This window comes from Neorhizobium vignae (assembly GCF_000732195.1).
Taxonomy (GTDB): domain Bacteria; phylum Pseudomonadota; class Alphaproteobacteria; order Rhizobiales; family Rhizobiaceae; genus Neorhizobium; species Neorhizobium vignae.
This window is the reverse complement of the sequence record NZ_JNNU01000002.1, coordinates 377,697-399,074: the sequence shown is the minus strand read 5'-3', so window position 1 is coordinate 399,074 and position 21,378 is coordinate 377,697. Positions and strand designations below refer to the sequence as shown.

The 21,378-nt window shown below is 62.1% G+C and carries 25 protein-coding genes and 1 pseudogene; 13 read left to right on the top strand and 13 right to left on the bottom strand.

Features of this window, described 5'->3' with window-relative positions:
• Window positions 1-81: 81 nt before the first annotated feature.
• Together GQ59_RS02160 and GQ59_RS02155 are read right to left on the bottom strand one after the other, a co-directional pair.
• Window positions 82-876 carry a nucleotidyltransferase family protein gene (locus GQ59_RS02160; protein WP_037078090.1) on the bottom strand — a complete coding sequence of 265 codons (795 nt, stop codon included), beginning with the start codon at window positions 874-876 and terminating at the stop codon, window positions 82-84.
• Between the two features lie 167 nt (window positions 877-1,043).
• Window positions 1,044-1,340, bottom strand: coding sequence for a hypothetical protein (locus GQ59_RS02155; protein WP_037076916.1), 297 nt, complete (start codon window positions 1,338-1,340; stop codon window positions 1,044-1,046).
• Between the two features lie 102 nt (window positions 1,341-1,442).
• Between GQ59_RS02155 and GQ59_RS02150 the strand changes: the two genes are divergently transcribed.
• Window positions 1,443-1,631 (top strand): DUF3008 family protein, encoded by a 189-nt coding sequence (locus tag GQ59_RS02150; RefSeq protein ID WP_037076915.1) that lies wholly within the window; start codon window positions 1,443-1,445, stop codon window positions 1,629-1,631.
• Between the two features lie 112 nt (window positions 1,632-1,743).
• The gene (locus tag GQ59_RS02145) at window positions 1,744-1,974 is read left to right on the top strand and encodes a hypothetical protein (protein WP_037076914.1); all 231 of its coding nucleotides are present in this window, start codon (window positions 1,744-1,746) and stop codon (window positions 1,972-1,974) included.
• Between the two features lie 294 nt (window positions 1,975-2,268).
• Here GQ59_RS02145 and hutX read toward each other — a convergent pair whose 3' ends face one another.
• Both hutX and hmuQ read right to left on the bottom strand, forming a co-directional pair.
• Window positions 2,269-2,787 carry a heme utilization cystosolic carrier protein HutX gene (hutX, locus tag GQ59_RS02140; RefSeq protein ID WP_037076911.1) on the bottom strand — a complete coding sequence of 173 codons (519 nt, stop codon included), beginning with the start codon at window positions 2,785-2,787 and terminating at the stop codon, window positions 2,269-2,271.
• Window positions 2,788-2,794: 7 nt separating this feature from the next.
• Window positions 2,795-3,142: a heme-degrading protein HmuQ gene (hmuQ, locus tag GQ59_RS02135; protein WP_037076909.1), complete on the bottom strand. Its 348-nt coding sequence runs from the start codon at window positions 3,140-3,142 to the stop codon at window positions 2,795-2,797.
• Window positions 3,143-3,305: 163 nt separating this feature from the next.
• On the opposite strand from hmuQ, the gene GQ59_RS02130 reads away from it, so the two are divergent.
• The 3 genes from GQ59_RS02130 to GQ59_RS02120 are packed head-to-tail and all read left to right on the top strand — an operon-like array spanning window position 3,306 to window position 6,057.
• Window positions 3,306-4,190: a heme/hemin ABC transporter substrate-binding protein gene (locus GQ59_RS02130; RefSeq protein WP_037076907.1), complete on the top strand. Its 885-nt coding sequence runs from the start codon at window positions 3,306-3,308 to the stop codon at window positions 4,188-4,190.
• The gene (locus GQ59_RS02125) at window positions 4,190-5,278 is read left to right on the top strand and encodes a FecCD family ABC transporter permease (RefSeq protein ID WP_152564190.1); all 1,089 of its coding nucleotides are present in this window, start codon (window positions 4,190-4,192) and stop codon (window positions 5,276-5,278) included. The genes GQ59_RS02130 and GQ59_RS02125 overlap by 1 nt, the downstream gene beginning before the upstream one ends.
• Window positions 5,275-6,057, top strand: a complete 783-nt coding sequence (locus GQ59_RS02120) for a heme ABC transporter ATP-binding protein (protein ID WP_037076904.1) — start codon at window positions 5,275-5,277, stop codon at window positions 6,055-6,057. The genes GQ59_RS02125 and GQ59_RS02120 overlap by 4 nt, the downstream gene beginning before the upstream one ends.
• 11 nt (window positions 6,058-6,068) lie before the next feature.
• Here the strand turns inward: GQ59_RS02120 and GQ59_RS02115 are convergent, their stop codons facing one another.
• Window positions 6,069-6,425, bottom strand: coding sequence for a YbaN family protein (locus GQ59_RS02115; RefSeq protein WP_037076902.1), 357 nt, complete (start codon window positions 6,423-6,425; stop codon window positions 6,069-6,071).
• A gap of 142 nt (window positions 6,426-6,567) precedes the next feature.
• On the opposite strand from GQ59_RS02115, the gene galE reads away from it, so the two are divergent.
• The 4 genes from galE to GQ59_RS02095 all read left to right on the top strand — a co-directional run bounded on the left by galE (window position 6,568) and on the right by GQ59_RS02095 (window position 9,976).
• The gene (gene galE, locus GQ59_RS02110) at window positions 6,568-7,557 is read left to right on the top strand and encodes a UDP-glucose 4-epimerase GalE (RefSeq protein ID WP_037076897.1); all 990 of its coding nucleotides are present in this window, start codon (window positions 6,568-6,570) and stop codon (window positions 7,555-7,557) included.
• Window positions 7,558-7,567: 10 nt separating this feature from the next.
• Window positions 7,568-8,260, top strand: coding sequence for a uracil-DNA glycosylase (gene ung / locus GQ59_RS02105; protein WP_037076895.1), 693 nt, complete (start codon window positions 7,568-7,570; stop codon window positions 8,258-8,260).
• Window positions 8,261-8,401: 141 nt separating this feature from the next.
• The gene (locus GQ59_RS02100; RefSeq protein WP_037076893.1) at window positions 8,402-9,334 is read left to right on the top strand and encodes a VOC family protein; all 933 of its coding nucleotides are present in this window, start codon (window positions 8,402-8,404) and stop codon (window positions 9,332-9,334) included.
• Between the two features lie 27 nt (window positions 9,335-9,361).
• On the top strand, window positions 9,362-9,976 hold the full coding sequence (locus GQ59_RS02095) for an alpha/beta hydrolase (RefSeq protein WP_037076890.1): 615 nt from the start codon (window positions 9,362-9,364) through the stop codon (window positions 9,974-9,976).
• A gap of 70 nt (window positions 9,977-10,046) precedes the next feature.
• On the opposite strand, the gene GQ59_RS02090 is transcribed toward GQ59_RS02095, so the two are convergent.
• Window positions 10,047-10,964, bottom strand: a complete 918-nt coding sequence (locus tag GQ59_RS02090; protein ID WP_051903741.1) for a DUF4344 domain-containing metallopeptidase — start codon at window positions 10,962-10,964, stop codon at window positions 10,047-10,049.
• A 352-nt stretch (window positions 10,965-11,316) separates the two neighbouring features.
• Between GQ59_RS02090 and GQ59_RS02080 the strand changes: the two genes are divergently transcribed.
• The 3 genes from GQ59_RS02080 (at window position 11,317) to GQ59_RS02070 (ending at window position 13,761) form a co-directional block, all read left to right on the top strand.
• Window positions 11,317-12,744 (top strand): aldehyde dehydrogenase family protein, encoded by a 1,428-nt coding sequence (locus GQ59_RS02080; protein WP_037076886.1) that lies wholly within the window; start codon window positions 11,317-11,319, stop codon window positions 12,742-12,744.
• Window positions 12,734-13,126 carry a RidA family protein gene (locus tag GQ59_RS02075; protein ID WP_037076883.1) on the top strand — a complete coding sequence of 131 codons (393 nt, stop codon included), beginning with the start codon at window positions 12,734-12,736 and terminating at the stop codon, window positions 13,124-13,126. Before GQ59_RS02080 ends, GQ59_RS02075 begins: the two co-directional genes overlap by 11 nt.
• Window positions 13,127-13,332: 206 nt before the next feature.
• Window positions 13,333-13,761: a L,D-transpeptidase gene (locus GQ59_RS02070; protein ID WP_037076880.1), complete on the top strand. Its 429-nt coding sequence runs from the start codon at window positions 13,333-13,335 to the stop codon at window positions 13,759-13,761.
• A 7-nt stretch (window positions 13,762-13,768) separates the two neighbouring features.
• Here the strand turns inward: GQ59_RS02070 and GQ59_RS02065 are convergent, their stop codons facing one another.
• Together GQ59_RS02065 and GQ59_RS02060 are read right to left on the bottom strand one after the other, a co-directional pair.
• A complete protein-coding gene (locus GQ59_RS02065) occupies window positions 13,769-14,344 on the bottom strand; it encodes a transglycosylase SLT domain-containing protein (RefSeq protein WP_037076878.1) in 576 nt (191 codons plus the stop codon).
• 54 nt (window positions 14,345-14,398) lie between these two features.
• Window positions 14,399-15,601: a low temperature requirement protein A gene (locus tag GQ59_RS02060; RefSeq protein WP_037076874.1), complete on the bottom strand. Its 1,203-nt coding sequence runs from the start codon at window positions 15,599-15,601 to the stop codon at window positions 14,399-14,401.
• A 106-nt stretch (window positions 15,602-15,707) separates the two neighbouring features.
• Between GQ59_RS02060 and GQ59_RS33530 the strand changes: the two are divergent.
• A pseudogene (locus GQ59_RS33530) lies at window positions 15,708-16,327 on the top strand (GNAT family N-acetyltransferase).
• Here GQ59_RS33530 and GQ59_RS02050 read toward each other — a convergent pair.
• The 5 genes from GQ59_RS02050 to GQ59_RS02030 are packed head-to-tail and all read right to left on the bottom strand — an operon-like array spanning window position 16,324 to window position 21,284.
• A complete protein-coding gene (locus GQ59_RS02050) occupies window positions 16,324-16,902 on the bottom strand; it encodes an NAD(P)H-dependent oxidoreductase (protein WP_037076873.1) in 579 nt (192 codons plus the stop codon). The pseudogene GQ59_RS33530 and the gene GQ59_RS02050 sit on opposite strands and share 4 nt — an antisense overlap.
• Window positions 16,902-18,308 (bottom strand): FAD-binding oxidoreductase, encoded by a 1,407-nt coding sequence (locus GQ59_RS02045; protein WP_037076870.1) that lies wholly within the window; start codon window positions 18,306-18,308, stop codon window positions 16,902-16,904. The genes GQ59_RS02050 and GQ59_RS02045 overlap by 1 nt, the downstream gene beginning before the upstream one ends.
• A gap of 2 nt (window positions 18,309-18,310) precedes the next feature.
• The gene (locus GQ59_RS02040) at window positions 18,311-19,621 is read right to left on the bottom strand and encodes a cytosine deaminase (protein ID WP_037076868.1); all 1,311 of its coding nucleotides are present in this window, start codon (window positions 19,619-19,621) and stop codon (window positions 18,311-18,313) included.
• The gene (locus GQ59_RS02035) at window positions 19,621-20,460 is read right to left on the bottom strand and encodes an ABC transporter permease (protein WP_037076866.1); all 840 of its coding nucleotides are present in this window, start codon (window positions 20,458-20,460) and stop codon (window positions 19,621-19,623) included. Before GQ59_RS02035 ends, GQ59_RS02040 begins: the two co-directional genes overlap by 1 nt.
• Window positions 20,460-21,284, bottom strand: coding sequence for an ABC transporter ATP-binding protein (locus tag GQ59_RS02030; RefSeq protein WP_037076864.1), 825 nt, complete (start codon window positions 21,282-21,284; stop codon window positions 20,460-20,462). Before GQ59_RS02030 ends, GQ59_RS02035 begins: the two co-directional genes overlap by 1 nt.
• Between the last annotated feature and the right edge of the window lie 94 nt (window positions 21,285-21,378).

Sequence of the window (21,378 nt, the reverse complement as noted above, 5' to 3'; positions counted from 1 at the left end):
CCTTCTTCGTTGAGGCCTTGTTGGTATCAGCCTTTTTTGCCTCCGTCTGGGCCGTGTCGCTCTTAGCGTCCGTTGCCTTGCTCACGCTGCGCCTCCCTGGGCCATTTCCTCTTCGACGCCATCGCGAAGGTCGCCTTCGCCGCCCACATCGGCAAAACCCCATTCCTTGACGTCGATCTCGAAATCCACCCGGCTGAACATGCGGCCGCGGCAGATCTTCATCTGCGGCAGCGGCAGTTCGCGCTGCGCCTTCAGGCGGTCGAGCAGTTCGTCCAGCAGCCAGTCGGGAACCTTGTCGCGCTCGGTCGGGTATATCCAGCGGAAGTTCAGGAGGTGGATCAGCAGTACTTCCCAATGCACTTCCATGTGGTTCAGCAGCCGCTCCCAGTCGATCTGCTCGTGGGCGCGCAGGATCATGTGGACGATATCGCCGCCGTCATAGCGATGGCGGAGCTGCACGAAACATTTCGACCAGATGAGTTCGGTGGGCGCGATGATGCGGACCTTGTGGCCGTTCATCTCGATCTGGCGGGCGTTTTCGAACCAGGCGTCGCTGATCGGCATGGTGCCGTTCGACGCGGCAAAGATGACGTCGAAGAAATGCCGGCCCTTCTTCACCTTGCCGAGCCAGCGATCGTCCTCCACCTCGATATGATAACCCTTGTCCTTGAAGTGGGCGAGGATGCGGGCGTAGTCGCCTGCCTTGCAGAAGATGTCGAGGTCCTTCGTCTGGCGGGTGATGCCCGTATAGGCGCTGATGGCGAACGTGCCGGCCAGCAGGAACGGGATATGGCAATTGGCGAGGTCCTCGACCGCCTCGGCGACAAAGGCCTCCGAATCCGCGTCGGCAAGCGTCGGCGCGGCCTTCACTTCCATCCCCGGCATGGTGTCGACCGGATGGGTGGCCTTCTCCCTCGGCAGGTTCTGCGCGGCGTTCGCTTCGGCATTCATTGACGGGATCTCCGAATTTGGCTTCGCGCAGAGGAACACCCGGGCAGGCCCGGAGGTTCCGCTTCGAGTTGTTTTGAGATTGTCGTGACGCTTCAAGCTTCGGGGTTGTCGGCATTCGCCATGGGGCTCGGACGGCCGTCCGGCTGGTCGCCGTCTTCGCGCTCTTCCCGGTCTTCGAGATCGGTCTCGACGAGATAGGCATCCTTGTTGCCGAGCCTTGCGGCTTCCTTCAGCGCTTCCGGATTTGTCGTGTCCAATTGCTCGTTATTCAATTGATCCTGAAGCGCGTCACTTGTCTTGGCGCTGTCGGTGGGCGTGCGTTTGGCGTCCATGGCGATGGTCCCTTTCTGCTGTGTCGAGAGCCGTTCCAGACATTCATCCGGGCTCATAGCTCAACCCCTGGGGATACGACAGGTTCCCCGGTCGCGCATGCGGGAACCAAAGCCGCGGCAGGTTGTTGGATTTTGGTGCGCAAACTCGAGGAGGCAGATATGCCAGCGAAATCCAAGGCACAGCACAAGGCAGCCGGCGCGGCACTTGCCGCGAAACGCGGCGACATGAAGAAGGGCGAACTCAAGGGTGCTTCGAAGAGCATGGAAAAATCCATGAGCGAAAAGCAGCTCGAGGATTTCGCCTCGACCAAGCGCAAGGGCAAGCCGGATCACGCCCCTCACCACTGACGGGGATGCGGATTTGCCTCGATGCCCCGATCGGGCTGCCGGTCCGAGACCGGAACTTCCCGGAAAGACGGACGTTCTTCGGAGCGCCCGCCTTTTCGTGGAGGAAGAAGCCATGCCCCCTGAAGAACTCGATGCAACGCTGACCGCCCTCCCGCTGAGGATCGGCGTCTATATTCCCGATGACCTGATGGAAGACTGGTTTGCGCCCGGAACCGGCATGAAGCCGGTGAGCGAGGCGGCCCTGAAAGCGGCCGAGGCCTATGGGCGCCGCTTCGAATGCGAATTCAAATATTATCCCGAGCGGATGGAAGGCGTTTTCTGGAAATGGGTGCCGGCCCTCTAGGCAGATTTTGGGACCCGATGAAAGCTGAAAGCCGTTGAAGCGCGCCGCGCCACTAAAGATCGCTGGCCACAGAGTGGCCAAGGGATCGGTCCGCCTTTGGGCGCGGCGGCGCCTGTTTCAATGACAACCACCTTCAAGCGCGGCATTTGGCTAAACGATCATCACGCAGCCAACCCACTCCGCAAGCCCTGCCATGGCGTTCAAATGCAGGGGAAAACGAAAAGTTCCGCCGGGAAGTGATTCGGGCGGTTATTTTTCGCCCGAATCATCAAAACTCATGGAACCGCCTTTCGCTCAAGCGTAACTGTCGCGCAGTGCTTCGAACTTCTGAAGCTGTTCGGCGATCAGTTCGCGCGCGGCATCCCGCTTGACGAACACCTTGAACATCGCCGAACCCTTGGCATTCATGAACCAGACCGAGCAGGAGCGGCGGCCATGGAAGGCGCGGTCAACGAAGGTCACGGAGGCGCAATTATCCTTCTTGATGTGACCGCCGATCGGGCTGTCGCCATGGATGTTGAACCAGCCATGGCCTTCGGAACCGGCGGGCAGGGTGCCTTCGGCCTCCAGCACGATGTCGTCGGTATGGACGATGAACAGGACCTCGCCCCAGCTCGTCATCTCGGTCCAGATATCCGCGAACTTCTCCTTGTCCGCGATGACCGCAGCGCCCTTCGGCAGGATTTCGAGGATCTCGGCGGGCGTCACGTCGGCATTGGCGGCGATCGCCTCGACGACGCCGTCGGGCTTTTCCGCCAGGGCGGCGAGAGCCCGTTCGCGACGGTCGGGGCTGATTTCGGAAACGGCGTTCATCGGGACCTCAAGCGGCAGCGTCGGCGCGCACGCCGTTCTTGTCTTCGTGGATGATCACTTCGAAACCTTCGAAATGCGGACCCGAGAGATATTCCACCTTGCCGCGGTTGTTGCCAGCATTCGCGTGGGCCGCGCGGAACTGTTCCGACTTCGTCCAGGCCTGGAAGTCCTCGAAGGTTTCCCACACGGTATGGGATGCGTAGAGGGTGTGATCCTCGGCCTTGGGGCCCTTGAGCATATGGAACTCCACATAACCGGGCAGCTCCGCGAGGCGGCCCTGGCGACCACGCCAGATGGCTTCGAATGCTTCTTCGTAGCCCGGCACGACGCGGAATCGGTTCATGGCAATGTACATGGATAGTCCCTCACTTAAAGTTTCACTTTCGGCTCAAGATATCTGCGGCCGGTCCCCTTGAAAAGCCCAAAAAACTTGCGTAGTCAACTCAAGTTATCGCCGTAGGCCAGGCGGATCTGAGGCATATTGCGCCTCGGTTTGGGCAGACAAGGAGCAGAGTATCATGGGGTCTTCCTTCACCTTGAGGGGGCTTTTCGCAGCCGTCCTCCTGGGCACCGGTCTCGTCGCGGGCGTCGCCGCTGCATCCGACAAGGGCAATCCGGAAGCCAAGCGGATCGTCTCCATCGGCGGCACGATCACCGAGATCCTGTATGCGCTCGGCGCCGAGGACCGGATCGTAGCACGGGACTCGACGAGCTTCTATCCGGATGCGGCCAATTCCAAGCCCGATGTCGGTTACATGCGCGCCCTGTCTGCCGAAGGTATCCTCGGCCAGAAGCCCGATCTCATTTTGATGGAGGAAGGTTCCGGCCCGCCGCCGGTCATCGAAATCCTGAAAGCCAGCGAAGTGCCGATGGTGGTCATCCCGACGCCGCCGAAGGCCGAAGCGATCGGCAGGAAGATCCGTGACGTCGGAGCGGCCGTCGGGCTTTCCGACAAGGCCGACGCCCTTGCCGTCAAGACGGAAGACGGGTTGAAGAAACTCGCCGCCGACGTTGCCAGGATCACCGGCCCGAAAAAGAAGGTTCTGTTCGTGCTGTCGCTCGCCAACAACCGCGTCATGGCCGGCGGTGCCGATACGGAAGCGGGCGCGGTGATCGAAATGGCCGGCGGTATCAATGCCGCGCCGACGATCAACGGCTACAAGCCGCTCGCCGACGAAGGCGTCATCGCGGCCCAGCCGGATGTCGTGCTCTCCATGTCGCGCGGCGATCACGTCATGACGCCGGAACAGGTTTTTGCGGTTCCCTCGATGCAGACGACGCCGGCTGCCGCCAACAAGGCGCTGGTTACCATGGACGGCCTGTTGCTGCTCGGTTTCGGTCCGCGCACGCCGGACGCCGCCCGTGCGCTTGCAGCCCAGATCTATCCCGGGGCGATCAACTGATGATGAAGGCGCTGGCGATGCCTTCTCGCGTTGCTGCCGATGGAGACCGGACGCGCCAGGGCGTCGTCATGCTTCTTCTGCTGGCGGTGATACTGTTTGCCGCCTGCCTGCTTTCGCTCGGCGTCGGTCCGACGGGCGTCGGCCTGCGCGATCTCTGGACCTACGCGACCGGTAACAGCGCCAGCCTTTCGACCCAGGACCGGGTGATCCTCGAGGCGGTGCGCCTGCCGCGCACCGCGCTCGGCCTTCTGGTCGGGGCAGGGCTTGCCGTCTCCGGCGCAATGATGCAGGGCCTGTTCCGCAATCCGCTTGCAGATCCCGGCATCGTCGGGGTCACGTCCGGCGCGGGGCTTGCCGCGGTTGCGGCGATCGTGCTTGGTAACGGCATTCTGGCGCCGGTCGCCATGGTGCTCGGCAACCAGTTCCTGCCGCTGATGGCGTTCTTCGGCGGCCTTTTCAACACCTGGGCTCTCTACATCATCGCCACCCGCGACGGGCGGACCTCTACGACGACGCTGATCCTGTCGGGCATCGCGATCGGTGCGCTTTCGGCGGCGCTGATGGGTCTGATGATCGTCATGGCCGACGACCGGCAGCTGCGCGACATCACCTTCTGGAACCTCGGCTCGCTCGGGGGGGCCACGTTCGGCCGGGTCTTGTCCATCCTGCCCTTCATCGGCGCGGTGATGGTGATCATGCCCTTCGTGGCGCGCGGGCTCGATGCGCTGGTGCTTGGAGATGCGGCCGCGTTCCACATGGGCATTCCGGTGCAGCGGCTGAAGAAGATCGTCATCGTCGCGGTCGCAGCTGCCTGCGGCTCCACCGTCGCGGTCGCCGGCTCGATCGGTTTCATCGGCATCGTCGTGCCGCATCTGCTGCGTCTCGTCATGGGTCCGTCGCACCGCTTTCTGCTGCCGGGCTCGGCGCTCGCGGGAGGGGCACTGCTGCTGATTGCCGACAGCGTCGCGCGCACCGTGGCCGCTCCGGCAGAACTGCCGATCGGCGTCATCACCGCTCTGTTCGGCGCTCCGGTCTTCCTTTTCCTGCTGCTCGGCAAGAACGGCATCACCATGCGGGACATGCCATGATTTCCGCAGAACACGTCACTGTCGCCCGCTCGGGCCGCAACCTGCTCGACAATGTCGGCCTCGATCTCGAGCCGGGCAAGTTCACCGTCGTCATCGGCCCGAACGGCGCGGGAAAATCGACGCTGATGAAGGTGATCTCCGGCGAGATGAAACCGGATGCCGGCTTCGTCAGCTATCACGGCACCAGTGTCGATCTCTGCCGGCCGGTCGAACTTGCCAAACGCCGGGCGGTGCTGCCGCAGGCGACGCAGCTCGCCTTCCCGTTCACCGCCCTCGAAATCGTCCGGATGGGCGCTGTCGCACAAGGGGCGCTCAATCCGACCGAACAAGCGCGCCAGGCCTTGTCACGCGTGGGCCTGCGCGGGTTCGAAAGCCGCCCCTATCCGTCGCTGTCGGGCGGCGAGCAGCAGCGGGTGCAGTTCGCCCGCGCACTCGCGCAGGTGCCGCAGCCGGTTGTTGATGGCATGCCGCGGGCGCTGTTCCTCGACGAGCCGACCGCCAGCCTCGATCTCGGACACCAGATTTCGGTGCTGGAAATCGCCCGCGACTTCGCCAATGCCGGCGGCATCGTGCTCGCCATCCTGCACGACCTCAACCTGGCAGCCGAATTCGCCGACCATCTGGTGGTGCTGAACCACGGCCGGGTGGTCGCGGAAGGCGCCTGCCTGGAAACGGTCAGTGACGAGATCATCGCCAACGTCTATGGCATCGCCGGCGCCGTGGGTCGCCTGCCGGCCGCCCACATCCCCTACGTCCTGCCGCAATCGCGGCACCGCTGAGCTGTCAGGATTCAGGTATCGGGCCGGGTGACGATGAAGGTCGCGGAACCGAGCATCACCGCGGCCACCAGTGCCGCCCGCCATAGCGGCGGCGAGGTGCCGAACCAGAAGACCGCGTAGCTCACCGCCATCAGCGAAATGGCTGCGATCTTCGCCTTCCGCGCGATCGCACCCTTTTCCCGCCAGCTGCGCAGTGACGGTCCGAATTTCGGGTGGTCGAGCAGCCATGCCTCCAGCCGCGGCGAGGAGCGGGCGAAACAGGCGACGGCCAGAAGCAGGAATGGCGTGGTGGGCAAGACAGGCAAGAAAGCCCCGACAATGCCGATTGCGACGAACAGCCATCCGAGGGCGAGAAAGAGGAGACGCATGAAATGACCTATGGAATATCCTGAGCAGGATAGACAAGTTCGGGAACGGCGTCTCCACCCAAATTTCTCATGGTCGTCCGCCCTTCCCATTTAAGCGCCGCCGGTTATAGTGCCGCCGGCTTCAATAACCGCAGGGAAAATGATGTCGCAGAAGAAAGTGCTCGTTGTCGGCGGGGCCGGCTATATCGGTTCTCACACGTGTCTGGTGCTCGCCGAGCGGGGCTATCAACCGATCGTCTTCGACAACCTCTCCAACGGACATGCGGAATTCGTGCGCTGGGGTGAGCTGGAGCAGGGCGATATCCGCAACCGCGCCCGGCTCGACGAGGTTTTTGCCAAGCACAAGCCCGATGCCGTGCTGCATTTCGCAGCGCTGATCGAGGTGGGGGAATCGGTCAAGAACCCGGTCGCCTTCTACGACAACAATGTCATCGGGGCGCTGACGCTCTTGTCGGCGGCGATCGATGCGGGTGTGAAAGCCTTCGTGTTCTCCTCGACCTGCGCCACCTACGGCCTGCCGGACCGTGTGCCGATGGACGAGACGCACAAACAGGCGCCGATCAATCCCTACGGCCGCACCAAGTTCATCATCGAGCAGGCGCTGAAGGATTACGGCACCTACAAGGACCTGAAGTCCGTCATGCTGCGCTATTTCAATGCCGCCGGCGCTGATTTCGAGGGCCGGATCGGTGAGTGGCATACGCCGGAGACGCACGCCATTCCGCTCGCGATCGAAGCGGCGCTTGGCCGCCGCCAGGGGTTCAAGGTCTTCGGCGACGACTACGACACCCGCGACGGCACCTGCGTGCGCGACTATATCCATGTGCTTGACCTCGCGGACGCGCATGTGCGGGCGGTCGACTACCTTCTCGCCGGTGGCGAAACGGTGGAACTCAATCTCGGCACCGGCACCGGCACGACGGTGAAGGAACTGCTGGCGGCGATTTCGGCGGTTTCGGGAAAGCCGTTCCCGGTGGAATATACCGGCCGGCGCGAAGGTGATTCCACCTCTCTCGTTGCCAATAACGACAAGGCGCGGGCGGTGCTCGGCTGGGAACCGAAATACAGCCTGGACGATATCATCCGTTCGGCCTGGGACTGGCATTCTCGCTCGAACCACCACGTCATTTAAGGAACAGGACATGGCGGAGGGCGAGGTCAAGCTCGAGGAAAGCTGGAAGCTCGTGCTCGGGCAGGAATTCTCCGATCCCTATATGGGCGAGCTCAAGCACTTTCTCGTCGCCGAGAGGCAAGCGGGCAAGCGCATCTTCCCGAAAGGCTCGGAGTATTTTCGCGCGCTCGACCTGACGCCGCTCGACGAGGTCAAGGTCGTCATCCTCGGCCAGGATCCGTATCACGGGTTCGGCCAGGCGCATGGGCTTTGCTTTTCCGTGAGGCCCGGTGTGCGCATCCCGCCGTCGCTCATCAACATCTACAAGGAGATGGAGACGGATCTTGGCATCCCGCCGGCCAAACACGGGTTCCTCGAACACTGGGCGGAACAGGGCGTGCTGTTGCTGAACAGCGTGCTGACGGTCGAGGAAGGCAAGGCCGCTGCCCATCAGGGCAAGGGCTGGGAACGGTTTACCGACGCGGTGATCCGCGCCGTCAACGACGAATGCGACGGCGTCGTCTTTATCCTCTGGGGCTCCTATGCGCAGAAGAAGGCGGCTTTCGTGGACCAGCAACGCCATCTGGTACTCCGCTCGGCGCACCCGTCGCCGCTGTCGGCCCATAACGGGTTTCTGGGCTCGCGTCCCTTCTCCAAGGCGAATGCCTATCTGCAGTCGATCGGCAAGGATCCGGTCGACTGGCGTCTGCCGGAACAAGTCTAGATCTGTGAACGATTAGCCAATGGTCGTCTACGCAGAGTGAACAATGCGTTCGGATCGTCGCGTCTATCCAATTGCCGCTCGTTCCACCATCTTTACCTCAGAAAGCGGGCCGCACAGGCGGCTCCTAGAAAGGGGTTTAAAATGCTCGACCAGATCAAAGGCCTGCACCACGTCACGTCGATGGCTGCCAGCGCCAGCACCAATAACAAGTTCTTCACCGATACGCTCGGCCTTCGCCGGGTCAAGAAGACTGTCAATTTCGACGCTCCCGATGTCTACCATCTCTATTACGGCGACGAAGTCGGTTCTCCCGGTTCTGTCATGACCTATTTCCCGTTCCCGCATATCGCCCGTGGCCGTCAAGGTACCGGCGAAGTGGGCACCACGCTCTTCTCGGTTCCGGAAGGCTCGTTCGGTTTCTGGACCGACCGGCTGACGAAGGCTGGCGCAGAAGGCATCAAGGCCGACAGCGCATTCGGTGAAAACCGCCTGCATTTCTCCGGTCCGGATGGCGACGGTTTCGCGCTCGTCGAAGTCAAGGACGATGCCCGCAAGCAGTTCATCGGCAACGGCATTACCGAAGATCATGCGATCCGCGGTTTCCATTCCGCTTCGCTTCGTCTTCGCGATGAAGGCGCTACCGCCGAACTCCTGAAGTTCATGGGCTACAGCCAAGCCGATGCTCAGGATGGCGTGACCCGCCTGATCATGCCGGGCGGCAACGGTGCCGATGTCATCGACATCGAAACCATGCCGAACATTGCCCGCGCCAATCTCGGTGCCGGCTCGGTCCACCACATCGCCTTTGCCGTCGAGAACCGCGCAAAGCAACTCGAAGTCCGCAAGGCGCTGATGGATACCGGTTACCAGGTCACCCCGGTCATCGACCGCGATTACTTCTGGGCGATCTATTTCCGCACGCCGGGCGGCGTGCTGTTCGAAATCGCCACCAACGAACCCGGCTTCGATCGCGACGAGGATACCGCTCATCTCGGCGAGGCCCTGAAGCTGCCCGCACAGCATGCACATCTGCGGGCAACGCTCGAACAACATCTCGAACCGCTGGACGCCTAACCAGACGACGCGTCCAAGGAGACCATCATGAGTTACGACAGTTATGTGCACCGGGCGCGCCCCGGTGCTCCTGGAGCGCCGATCCTGTTCGTCTTTCACGGCACCGGCGGCGATGAAAACCAGTTCTTCGATTTCGGCGGCCGGCTCTTGCCGGGCGCCACGGTGATCTCGCCGCGCGGCGACATTTCCGAACACGGTGCGGCGCGCTTCTTCCGCCGCAAGGCTGAAGGCGTCTACGATTGCGAGGATCTCGCCCGGGCGACCGAGCGGATGAGCGAATTCGTCGCCGCCAACCGCGAGCGCTACGAATCTTCGGCCGTGCTCGGCCTCGGTTTTTCGAACGGCGCGAATATTCTCGCCAATATCATGATCGAGAAGCCCGGCCTGTTCGAGGCGGGCGTGCTGATGCATCCGCTGATCCCGTTCAAGCCGAAGGACCGCAAGGCCGAAGACAAGGCCCATGTGTTGATCACGGCCGGCCAGCACGATCCGATCAGTTCCGTCGCGCAGACCACCGACCTTGCCGATTATTTCAGGAAGCAGGGCGACACGGTCACGCTCGAATGGCATGGCGGCGGACATGAGATCCGCCCGAACGAGATCGAGGCCGCCAAGACGTTCTTTGCGCCCTATGGCGCTTGAACACGACAATAAAACCGCCCGGCGTCAGGCTTGTGAAGGCTGATGCCGGGCTTACTTTTGCCCGCGCTCGCTACCGGCGGGCCGTTGCCTTGCCGAACAGGTTCTGAAGGGTCGGTTTTTTCTCGTCTTCGACCGCCTCTTGGCTCTCGTCGGTTTTTCCCTCTTCTTCTTTGAAGTATTTGGCGACGGTCTGCATGTGCCACTGCATCAGCTCATAGCAGTATATCACTTCCCGACCGCCAGCCGACCAATAGGCATTCGGCTCGCCGCATTCGGCGGCCGTCAGCTTGATGCCGTCGTCCAGCTTGTAGAGCCCGGAGAGAAGCTCGGCGAGGATATCCAGGACCTTCGCCGTCTTCGTCAGGTCTGCGTAGTCCTCGAGTTCCCTGTTGTTCGGCTTCTTGTAGGTAATCGTAAATTTGTTGTTCTGCCCGTCGGTGCGCAGATGCGGTTTCAGGACGCCGAACCAGCTGTCATGGGCTTTCAGATATTCGCCGACGCACTGCCTTCGGCGTTCCTCCGGAAATTCGAGGTTATCGGCCGATTCCTTGAATTTCTCCGCATCCTTTCCGACCATCATGCAGACCATGCTGAAGGCGCGCTGGCGGTCGAGCGCGTGGACGTCCCACATCGGCAGTTCCTCTTCGGCAGCCTCGCTGGCCTCTGCGGAAAATGTCCAGCCATCGACGGAATCGGTCAGCGCCGTGTCGAAAACTTCGTCGTCGGCCTCCAGCAGGAGCAGCGTGGAAAGCGTATCCACCGCATCTTCCTCCCGGCCAAGAACCGGCAGGTTGAATTCTGAAACCAGCATGTGTCCGGCTTCATGGAACAGGAAAAACAGCGCATTGCCGAATGCGAACTCGACGCTGTCCTCGACCTGCTGCTTGGAAAGACCCTGAAGGTCGTCGGTGAGGGCCGTCGCCTGTGCGCCGGCCATGGGCAGCGCAAAAAGCCCGAAAAGGGCGAGAGGGAGAAGGCTGCGTCGCATCGGGCCTGCCTGCTTTCTGAAAGCCGTGTTGATCTGCCGCGTCCATGGCCCAGCGCTGCGGAAATTCCCCGGGTCGGCGCAAGGTCGATCTATTCCGTAACATCGAGCTTTTAAGTTCGGATGAAGCGGTATTGTTGCTGATGTGTTTCGACGGGTTTTACGAACATTTAGGGCTTGTTGAAACTCCTCGGCTCCCCTCGCCTGCAGGTGCAAAGGCGGCGGCTGCCGAGTGCTGCGTGGCGATGGAACAAGTCTCCGCACTTCGTCTTGCGAACAGCTTCTCCGGGCTTGCGAGGGACATGGTGATCGCCGATAGTGGTTCGATCACGTCTCTGGCTGCCCGGAGGTTCCCATGAGCAACCATTTGAAATTCTTCATCGACGGCGCCTGGGTCGAACCGGCCCTCCCGGTCGCGCTGGACGTCATCGATCCCTCGACGGAAGAGGCCTATACGCGGATCGCGCTCGGCTCCAAGGCGGATGTGGACAAGGCGGTGGCGGCGGCCAAAGCCGCGTTCCCGGCTTTCTCTCAGTGGTCGAAGGAGGAGCGGCTGGCGCTGCTTCGTCGCATCCTTGCCGAATACGAAAAGCGCTACGAGGATATCGCCCAGGCCGTCTCCCAGGAGATGGGTGCGCCGATCGCCTTTGCCCGGGACGCGCAGGCCGCTGCCGGGCAGGGGCATCTCAAGGCGACGATCGAGGCGCTCGAAGCCTACGAGTTCACCGAGACACGCGGCACGACGACCATCGTGAAAGAGCCGATCGGCGTCTGCGCTCTCATCACGCCCTGGAACTGGCCGCTCAACCAGATCGTCTGCAAGGTAGCGCCGGCGATTGCCGCCGGCTGTACCATGGTGCTCAAACCCTCGGAGATCGCGCCGATCAGCGGCATCATCTTCGCCGAGGTCATGGAGGCGGCCGGCACGCCGAAGGGCGTCTTCAACCTCGTCAACGGCACCGGTCCGGACGTGGGCCAGGTGATGGCCGGCCATCCGGATGTCGACATGGTGTCCTTCACCGGCTCGACCCGCGCCGGTATCATTGTCGCCAAGACCGCTGCCGATACGGTGAAGCGGGTGGCGCAGGAGCTCGGCGGCAAGTCGCCGAATATCATCCTGGCCGACGCGGAGTTCGAAAAGGCGGTGGCGGACGGCGTGACCGCCTGTTTCGGCAATTCCGGCCAGTCCTGCGATGCGCCGACCCGCATGCTGGTGCCGGCCAGGCGTCACGACGAGGCGCTTCAGGTCGCAAAGGCTGCCGCCGAAAAGCTCAAGACCGGCGATCCGCGCGCCGACGGTACCGATCTCGGCCCGGTGGTCAGCAAGACCCAGTTCGACAAGATCCAGCGGCTGATCGAGGCGGGCATCGCGGAAGGTGCGACGCTGGTCACCGGCGGCCCCGGCCGGCCGGAAAACCTCAATCGCGGCTACTACATCCGCCCAACCGTGTTCGGAAACGTCACCAACGACATGACCATCGCCCGCGAAGAGATCTTCGGGCCCGTCCTGTCGATCCTCCCTTACGAGACGGAGGAACAGGCGATCGAGATCGCCAACGACACACCGTACGGGCTTGCGGCCTATGTTCAGTCCGGCGATCTCGCCCATGCCCGCCAGGTGGCGGCGCGGCTTCGCGCCGGTTCGGTGTTCATCAACTATCCCGAATGGGATCTCTTCGCGCCCTTCGGCGGCTTCAAGCAATCCGGCAACGGCCGCGAATATGCCGACTGGGCCATTCACGACTTCCTCGAAATCAAGGGTATCGTCGGTTATGGCAATTGAGACCTTTAATCCTCCGTCCGTCCGCAAGCCGTTCGGTGCCTACAATCACGGTCTGCTGGTGCCGCCAGGCGCCAGCCTGCTCGTCACGTCCGGCCAGCTCGGCATCGGCACCGACGAGAAGATTCCGCCGGATATCACAAGCCAGGCCGAGCTCTGCTTCAAGGCGATCGGCGCCATCCTCGAGGAGGCGGGCATGACCTATGCGGACGTCATCCGCATTTCCGGCTTCGTCACCAGCCGCGAGGATTTTCCCGCCTATATGGCGGTGCGGGACCGCTATACGCTCGATCCGAAACCGGTCTCGACCCTGATCGTTGTCGGTGGCTTCACCCGCGCCGAATTCCTGGTCGAAGTGGAAGTGACGGCGGCGAAGGTATTTTAAAGCAACTCCCAATAGAGATGTCGCCTCAGCGCGAGCCGCATCGGCGAAAGGTCATCGGTATTCAGTGTTTATTGATTATGTGATCGCTTTATTGCAGTGCCGGCTATCGCATTTGTGATTTGCGCTGAATATCGGCCCCGACTTTAAATATTCCTTGAGCTGAATAGGGTATCGCTTGCTCCAGGGTTTTTTATTGGGGGTTTTCTATGCGTCGTATCGTGATGGGAGCCATGGCGCTCTTCTGTGCGCAATTTTTCGCACCCGCTGCCTTTTCTGCAAGTCTTGTTGCCAGTGTCAGCCTGTCGTCGCAGACCATGACCGTCGAGCAGGACGGTGTGGTGGTTTACGAATGGAAGGTTTCGACCGCGCGTCCGGGTTATTCGACGCCGACGGGGAACTGGGGCGCCAAGTGGCTGTCCAGGGATCACCGTTCGCGCAAATACGATAATGCCCCGATGCCCTATGCGGTGTTCTATAACGGCGGTTATGCCGTCCATGCGACCTTCGAGACGAAGCGCCTCGGCCGACCTGCCTCTCATGGCTGCATCCGCCTGCATCCTGAAAATGCAGCGACATTCTTCTCGCTCGCCAGCCGGCACGGAGTGTCGAACACACGCATCGTCGTGAGCCGCTAGGGTTCGCTCAGTAGCCGCAACTTCTGAGCTGGGCTTCGTATTTGGCGGCCATGCCGGCGGATTTCTGGGCGGTCTGCTTGACGCCGTTGCCGAACTGGCCGCGCGCGTATCCGGCCTGGCCGGTGTAATAGGCGAGGTAGAGGTTGTAGCTGTCGGTGAGCGGGATGCCGTTCTTGAGATGGCTCTGGTTGTGATACCAGCCGACGAAATGGACGGCATCGCCGAAATCGGTGCGGCTGGCGCTCCAGCGGCCGGTATCCTTCTGGTAGCTCAGCCATGTGCCGTCGAGTGCCTGGGCGTAACCATAGGCCGTCGAGGCGCGCGTCCACGGAATGAAGCCGAGCAGTTTGGTGCGCGGCGGCCGCGCATAGGGCTGGAAACCGGATTCCACATAGATCGTCGCCATCAGGATCGGCACCGGCACGCCGAATTCCCGCTCGGCCTTCTTGGCGTCACGCGCCCAGTTGTTGAACAGCCCGTCGCGCTGCTCGAAGATCGCGCAGGCATTGGTGACACGGCTCGGCGCCGAGGCGCAGGCAGACAGGGACAGAGCCATGAGGGCGATGAAAAACGCAATACGCATCGCTTAATCTCTCGGTTTCCAGAGATTAATAACCGGTAAAATTTAAGGAAAAGTTTAATGGTCGGGATGAGATGTCGGTGGCGCTAAATAGGCGCGCCCGGCAAACAGGTTGCGGACGATGACGCCGAGCGCGGTCGTGGCCGCAATGCCTTCCAGCCCGAGCCCGATTGCCGGCGCGACCAGCGTCAGGACGGCAAACACCGCGAGCGTGTAGCGCGCCGGGCCGATGCAGACATAGCGGTCGCGCACGAACCACAGGCTCGCCAGATAGATCGCAACGGGGATCGCCACCGCATAGTCGCCGACGAGGATGGAGACCTCGGAATGGTGGGTGATGATGTCGACGAGCACGGCGAAACCCGCGCCGACCGCGGCGCCGGAAGTGAAGATGAAGAAATGGCCGTAGCCCCAGAGAAGCGAACGTCTGAGGTGATGGCTGGTGAGTTGTTCCTCGCGGGCGAAATAGACCCACCAGAGCGAAAAGACGATGACCAGCGCGGAAAGCGCCGTATGTACCAGCATGACATTGACCTCGCCGGCGAACTGGCGAAGCGCCATCGAGCCGGCAAGCAGGGTCTCGCCGAGCACGATGATGTTGAGCAGGCCATAACGCTCGACGATGTGGTGACGGTGCCATGGCGTATTGGCGCTCAGCCGTTCCGCGACGGCCGGCACGGCCAGTTCAAGGGCCACGCCGAGCGCCCAGAGGAGATACGACAGGCCGAAGGTGATGGGTTGCAGGAAGAGGAAACTCAGCCAGAGAAGCTGGACGAGGAAGATCCCGATCGCATATCCAAGCGCAGTCGGCCGGCAGGCCGGGCCGTGATAGGCGGCCCGCAGCCACAGGATGATCATGCCGATGCGCATGACGGCGTAACCATAGATCACCAGGGTAAAATCCGGCGCCTCGGTGAACAGCGCCGGAATGCCGGCGGCAATCGTCAGCGAGCCACCCATCAACACCATGGTCAGCAATCGGTAGACGACATCGTCATTGTCATAGGCCGAGGAAAACCAGGTGAAGTTCATCCAGGCCCACCAGATGGCGAAGAAGGCCATGACGAAGGTCATCACCCCCTGCGCCGCATGGTTTTCGGCAATCGCATGGTGCAGGCCGGCGGCGGCGGACGCGATCGCGATCACCGACACGAGGTCGAACAGCAGTTCGAGCGGGGTTGCGACCCGGTGATGTTCGTCAGGATTGCGGGGATGCAAGGGACGCAAGATGCTGGCGAGTGGTGAAACCTGGTCCGTCATCGTCTGTCTGTCCCTGAACATGAAGATTCGCGATGGGGAAATAGCGCAAAAAAGCGTGTTCAAGTAAAGAGTGGCGGGGCGATATGGCGATGATCGAGAGCGTAGGATGCGTGAGGTTCTTGAGACGGAAAGGCTGACCTTAAGGCAGATCACCAAGGCCGATCTGCGGATCCTGCATCGCATCTTCGGCGATGCCGAGAGCATGCGTTTCTACCCTCGCGCCAAGACCTTCGAGGAGACCGAAGCCTGGTTCGAAAAGCTTGCCTTTCGAAGTTATGGGGAAAACGGTTTCGGCCTCTGGGGTGTCGTCGAGAAGGCGACCGGCGAGCTGATCGGCGATTGCGGCGTTACGCTGCAGCCGACCCCAAGGGCCTGGAGCCGGAGATCGGCTATCATCTTCGGCGCGAATGGCTCGGCCGCGGTTATGCCGCCGAGGCGGTCGCCGCCTGCCGTGATTTTGGTCTCGGCAGTCTCGGTTTCGGGCGGATCGTCTCGATCGTCAGCCCGGAAAACGTTCCGTCGCTGCGGGTCGCGGCGAGGATCCATCAGCGATGGGAAACCTACCGGACGGTGACGGCGGCCGGGGCGGAGGTGGATCGGTTTCTGTTCATTTCCGAGCGCGATGCCGGTGAGCCCATCGGTCCCTTGCAGAACGCGGAGATCCGTGTCGCAATGGTGGAGGCAGATGCCCTGTTGATAATGCGCCGTCGTGAGATGGAGAGCTAGAACCGCTCCATCTCGCGCTTCACCTTGTCCAGAAACGCCGCCCGCGTCTGCGGCGTGCAATTGTTCATGTCGTAATGGGCCAGAAATCTCACCGGCCGGGCGGGGTTGGTCTGGACCCGCAGCACGCGTTTCGACAGTTTTCGCGGCGGGTCGCCGGCGAGGAAGGCGCGCCAGCGAGTGGCGCCGTAGGTGGTGACCACCGCCACCTTGTCGATATGCAGTTTTCGCGTGAGCTTGCCGTCCTTCAGCTCGAAGGTGATGCCCGGCAGCCAGACGCGGTCGAAATAGCCTTTCAGCATCGCCGGCCAGCCGAAATTCCAGACCGGGGTAACGATTACCAGCCCTTCCGCCGCCTGCAGCCGATCGACATAGGGTTTCACCAGCGACAGGTTGTTGGGGTAGTCGTGGTAAGTCATCCGGTCATGGCGCGACATGACCGGATCGAAACCTTCGGCATAGAGGTTGCAGTCATCCACCTCATGGCCGGCTTTCAGTAGGCTCTCGCGCGCCTGCCTGTGCAGGGCGGCGCCATAACTTTCCTCGACCGGATGCGAATGGATGAGCAGGACCCGCATCAGCCACCCGCTGCGGCAAGGCCCGGAAAGAGGTAGTTCTTGCCGGCTGAGAAATCGAAATCGGGATTGTCCCAGGCGATCATCTTGCCGGGGTTGAGGAGACCCTTCGGATCGGTCTCCTTCTTGAAGGCGAGCTGGACCACGTCCGTCTGCTTCATGCCGCCTTCTTCCAGCGTGTAGCGGTGCGGGTTGAAGATCGGGCAGCCGTTGTCGCGGTGGATCTGCATGATCTCCTCCAGCCGCTCCCTGGTCGTGTAGCGCACCAGCGGAAGGCCGGAGCACTGCATGCGGCCGTCGAACTTGATGAATTCCAGATGGCCCGGCACCTCGTCGCCGAACAGCTTCACCATCTTCTCGACCTTGGCGACATGGTCCGGTCCCGGATACTGGACCTGAAGGTAGGTGAACCCTGGATCGACTTTCAGGGCTCGCAGCGTCGTGTGGTTCCAGGCAAGCTCGTAGGCATGCGGGATACCCTTCATGCTTTCGACCTTGTCGGAACGGAAGAGTATTTCGCCCTTCTGGCGTTCGGCAAAGGCGGTAAAGGCGTCCATGGAATGCGGCGCTACCATCAGCACGACGATCGACTGGTTGCGGTCGCGCAGGAACGGCTTGTGACGCGGGAAATAGTCGTAGGGGATGGGTGCTGCGATCGGGGCGATTTCCTTGATCAGCAGGCCGTTCTTATGGGCCAGCGCATCGCCGAAGCGCACCGCGTCCATGAAGTCGTCGTAACCGACCAGCACGTCCACCCATTCATAGGCGGGAGCCAGCGGCATCTCGACTTCGACGATGATGCCGTTGGTGCCGTAGGCGTGGGTGACCTTCTGCAGGTCCCAGGCCGTCAGGTCGAGGACGCGCGGCTCGGCTTCCATGGTGACGACGCGCAGGCGCAGGATATTGCCGAGGTCGCGCAGGCCGCCCCAATGGATTGAGCCGACGCCGCCGGAACCGCCGGCGACGAAGCCGCCGATCGTCGCCGTCTGGGCGGTCGAGGGGTGGAAGCGCAGCTCCTGGCCGGAATGGGCTCTGGTCTGGCGGTCGAGTTCGGCAATCACGATGCCGGGTTCGGCGATGACGCGGCCCGGATGGATTTCCTTGACCTTGTTCATGTTGATGAGGTTGAGCACGATGCCGCCGGAGAGCGGCATGGCCTGGCCGTAGTTGCCGGTGCCGGCGCCGCGCGGGGTGACCGGTACGCCATGGGCATAGGCCACCTTCAGCACCCGGATCACCTCTTCCTCGCTTTTCGGCGAGACGACGAGATCGGCGGTGACGTTTTCGAGCTCTTCCTTCAGGATCGGCGAATACCAGTAGAAATCGCGGCTCTTCTGGCGCACCAGCGCCGGATTGTCCTCGAGTGCGAGGCCTTCGAGTTCTTTCTTGATCTGTGCGTAGTCCGGCATGTTCACTTGTCCAAAATCGGGTCCAGGTCACGGTAATCCGGCAGGCGACGGTCGATGCCCATGCCATTCCGCATCACGATGCGGTCGGCCTGCGGACGGGAAAGGAATTCACTCCAGCGGCGCGCGCTGAACAGCACGAGGTCGGCGGGGCCGCCTGCGGCAATAACCCCGATATCCGGCCGGCCGAGGATTTCGGCGGGCGTCGAGGTCACGACGCGGGCGGATGTGTCGAGCGGGTGGTCGAGATGCAGGATGCGGACCGCCTCGCGGAAAACCTCGACCGGATCCATGTCGCCATAGGCGTAGAACGGATCGCGGGTGTTATCGGAGGAGACGGCGGTTTTCACACCGGCGGCCGTCAATTCGTGGAACAGCGTGACGCCGCGCCACCGCGGGGTGCGGCCGGCGTGGCGGTCCTGAAGGTACATGTTGCACATCGGCAGCGACACGACGGAGATGTTGGCCTTGGCCACCTTGTCGATGACACGCCCTGCGGTCTCGTCGTCCTGCCTTGCGAGCGAGCAGCAATGGCCGACGGTGACCGAACCTTCGAAACGGTTGCGGAGTTTAGCCTCGGCAATGGCTTCCAGGGTCAGGACCTGTCTGTCTTCCGTCTCGTCCACATGCAGGTCGATATCGAGGCCGTTGTTGGCGGCCGCCTTGAAGAGCGTGTCGAGGATCCGTTCGAAATCCGGCAGGATGCGGGTGGCGCCGCCGAGCAGTCCGCCATAACGCTTCGCCGTCGCGACGATGCCGCCGAAGACGCTTTCGTCGAGCACGCATTCCAACGGCAGCAGGGCGACTGCCTGCAGCGCGATCCGATCTTTCCATTCGGCGCGAAGCTCATCGAACAAAGGAAAGGAGATATCCGGCTGCGGCGGAATACTATCGAGATGGGTGCGGATGAGTTTCGTGCCGTGAGCGTAGGCACTTTTCAGTGAGAATTCGAAGCGGGCTCGGATATCCACTGCCGACCAATTGGCGATCCGGTCCTCGCGCACGTTCATCAAGGCGCCTTCGAACGTGCCGTCGGGGTTGGGGCGGCGGTCCCAGAAATGTCCCTTGTCGAGATGGGTATGCATGTCGGCGAAACAGGGCCAGACCATGCCGCCGCGCATATCCGCAATGGTCAGATCGGCGGGTGCCGAGCCTTTCGGCAGGATAGCCTCGATCGTCCCGTCCGCGATGACGAGATCGGCCTCCACGAGGCCGTCCTTCGCGGCAACCGGCAGGCCCTTGACGAGGACGGCCGGCAGCGTCGCATTGGTGAGCGCGAAACGGCGGGCGTCGGGAAGCGTCATGAAGGCAGTCATCAGTTTTCTCTTTTCAGGCTGCTTTCATGCCAGCGATGCAGGAAAAACCAGGAGATGAAGGAGGTGATCGCAAAAATCACCACGCCGAGCAAGGACAGCAGGATCAGTGCCGCAAACAGGCGCGGAATGTTGAGGCGATACTGGGATTCGAGCAGCCGGAAGGCAAGGCCGGAACCTGCGCCCGCCGAGCCCGCCGCGAACTCCGCAACAACCGCGGCGATCAGCGCCAGGCCGCCGCCGATCCTCAGGCCCGTCATGAAATAGGGGAGCGAGGAGGGGAGTTTCAGGTAGAGCAGCGTCTGCCAGCGCGAGGCGCCGTAGAGATCGAATAGGTTGAGCAGGTTGTGGTCGACGCTCTTCAGGCCCTGGACCATGTTCGACAGGATCGGGAAGAAGGCGACGAGGAAGGCGCAGATCAAAAGCGCCACCTGGGTCGTCGGCGCATAGATCAGGATCAGCGGCGCGATCGCCACGATCGGCGTCACCTGCAGGATGACCGTGATCGGATAGAAGGCGGTCTCGATCCATTTCGACTGGATGAGAAAGACGGCAATGCTGACGCCGCCGATCAGCGCCAGCGCCAGCGCCTGCATGGTGATCTGCGTCGTCACCCACAGGGCGGGCGAGAGCGTGCCCCAGTCGTTGTAGAGCGAGTTCGCGACCGCCAACGGCCCCGGCAGGATGTATTGAGGGATGCTGTTGACGGTGATGATGAACTGCCAGAGGAGGACGAGGCAGATCACCACGCAGATCGGGACGAGGGTGCGCAGCAGCGTATCGCGGTTGCGGCTGAGGAAGCCCGGCTTCGGCGGCACAAGGGCGATATCGGTGTCGGTCATCAATGTTCCTCCCCGCCGATCGCTTCGAGAAGCATGTTCGAGACCTTTTCGCAGGCCTGGCGGTAGTCTTCGGACGTGCGGTAGTGCGCGTCGCGGCTCATGCTCGTTTTCAACGGGAAATCCGCGTGCACCCGGCCTGGGCGTGCCTTCATCACCACGATGCGGTTCGAGAGATAGGCGGATTCGAACACGGAATGGGTGACGAATATCACCGTGATGCCCGTCTCGCGCCAGAGCCTAAGCACGTCGTCGTTGAGTTTCTGACGGGTGATTTCGTCGAGCGCCGCGAAGGGCTCGTCCATCAAAAGCAGCTTCGGCTTGGTGACCAGCGCACGGGCGATCGAGACGCGCATCTTCATGCCGCCTGAAAGTTCGCGCGGATAGGCATCGGCAAAGTCCTGGAGGCCGACGGTCGCAAGCGTCTTCATGATTTCGTCGCGGGCGGAGGATTTCGAGACGCCGCGCAGTTTCAGCGGCAGGTAGACGTTTCCGAAAACAGTCTGCCACGGCATCAGCGTCGGCTCCTGGAAGACGAAGGAAATGTCGCCTTCCGGCAGCCCTTTGGAATTGATGCGGGAACTCGGCCAGTCGATCGTGCCGGTCGAGACGTCGCCGAGGCCGGCAATGATGCGCAGCGCCGTCGATTTGCCGCAGCCGGAGGGGCCGAGCAGGCTGACGAACTCGCCCCCCTCGACCGTCAGCGACATGTCGGAGAGCGCCAGCGTGCCGCTGGAGAACATTTTCGAGACGGAGCGCATGACGACCAGCGGGCGTCTGCGTGTCTCCCCGGGGGCGGGTATCAACGGGGCTTGGGACGTGCTCATTGCGGGCCTTGAACTTAGTCGGGACAGGGCGGCAATTCCCTCTTTCCCGTGCCAGGCACAGCAAAGAGGGAATGAACCGTTGCGCTCTTCCGAG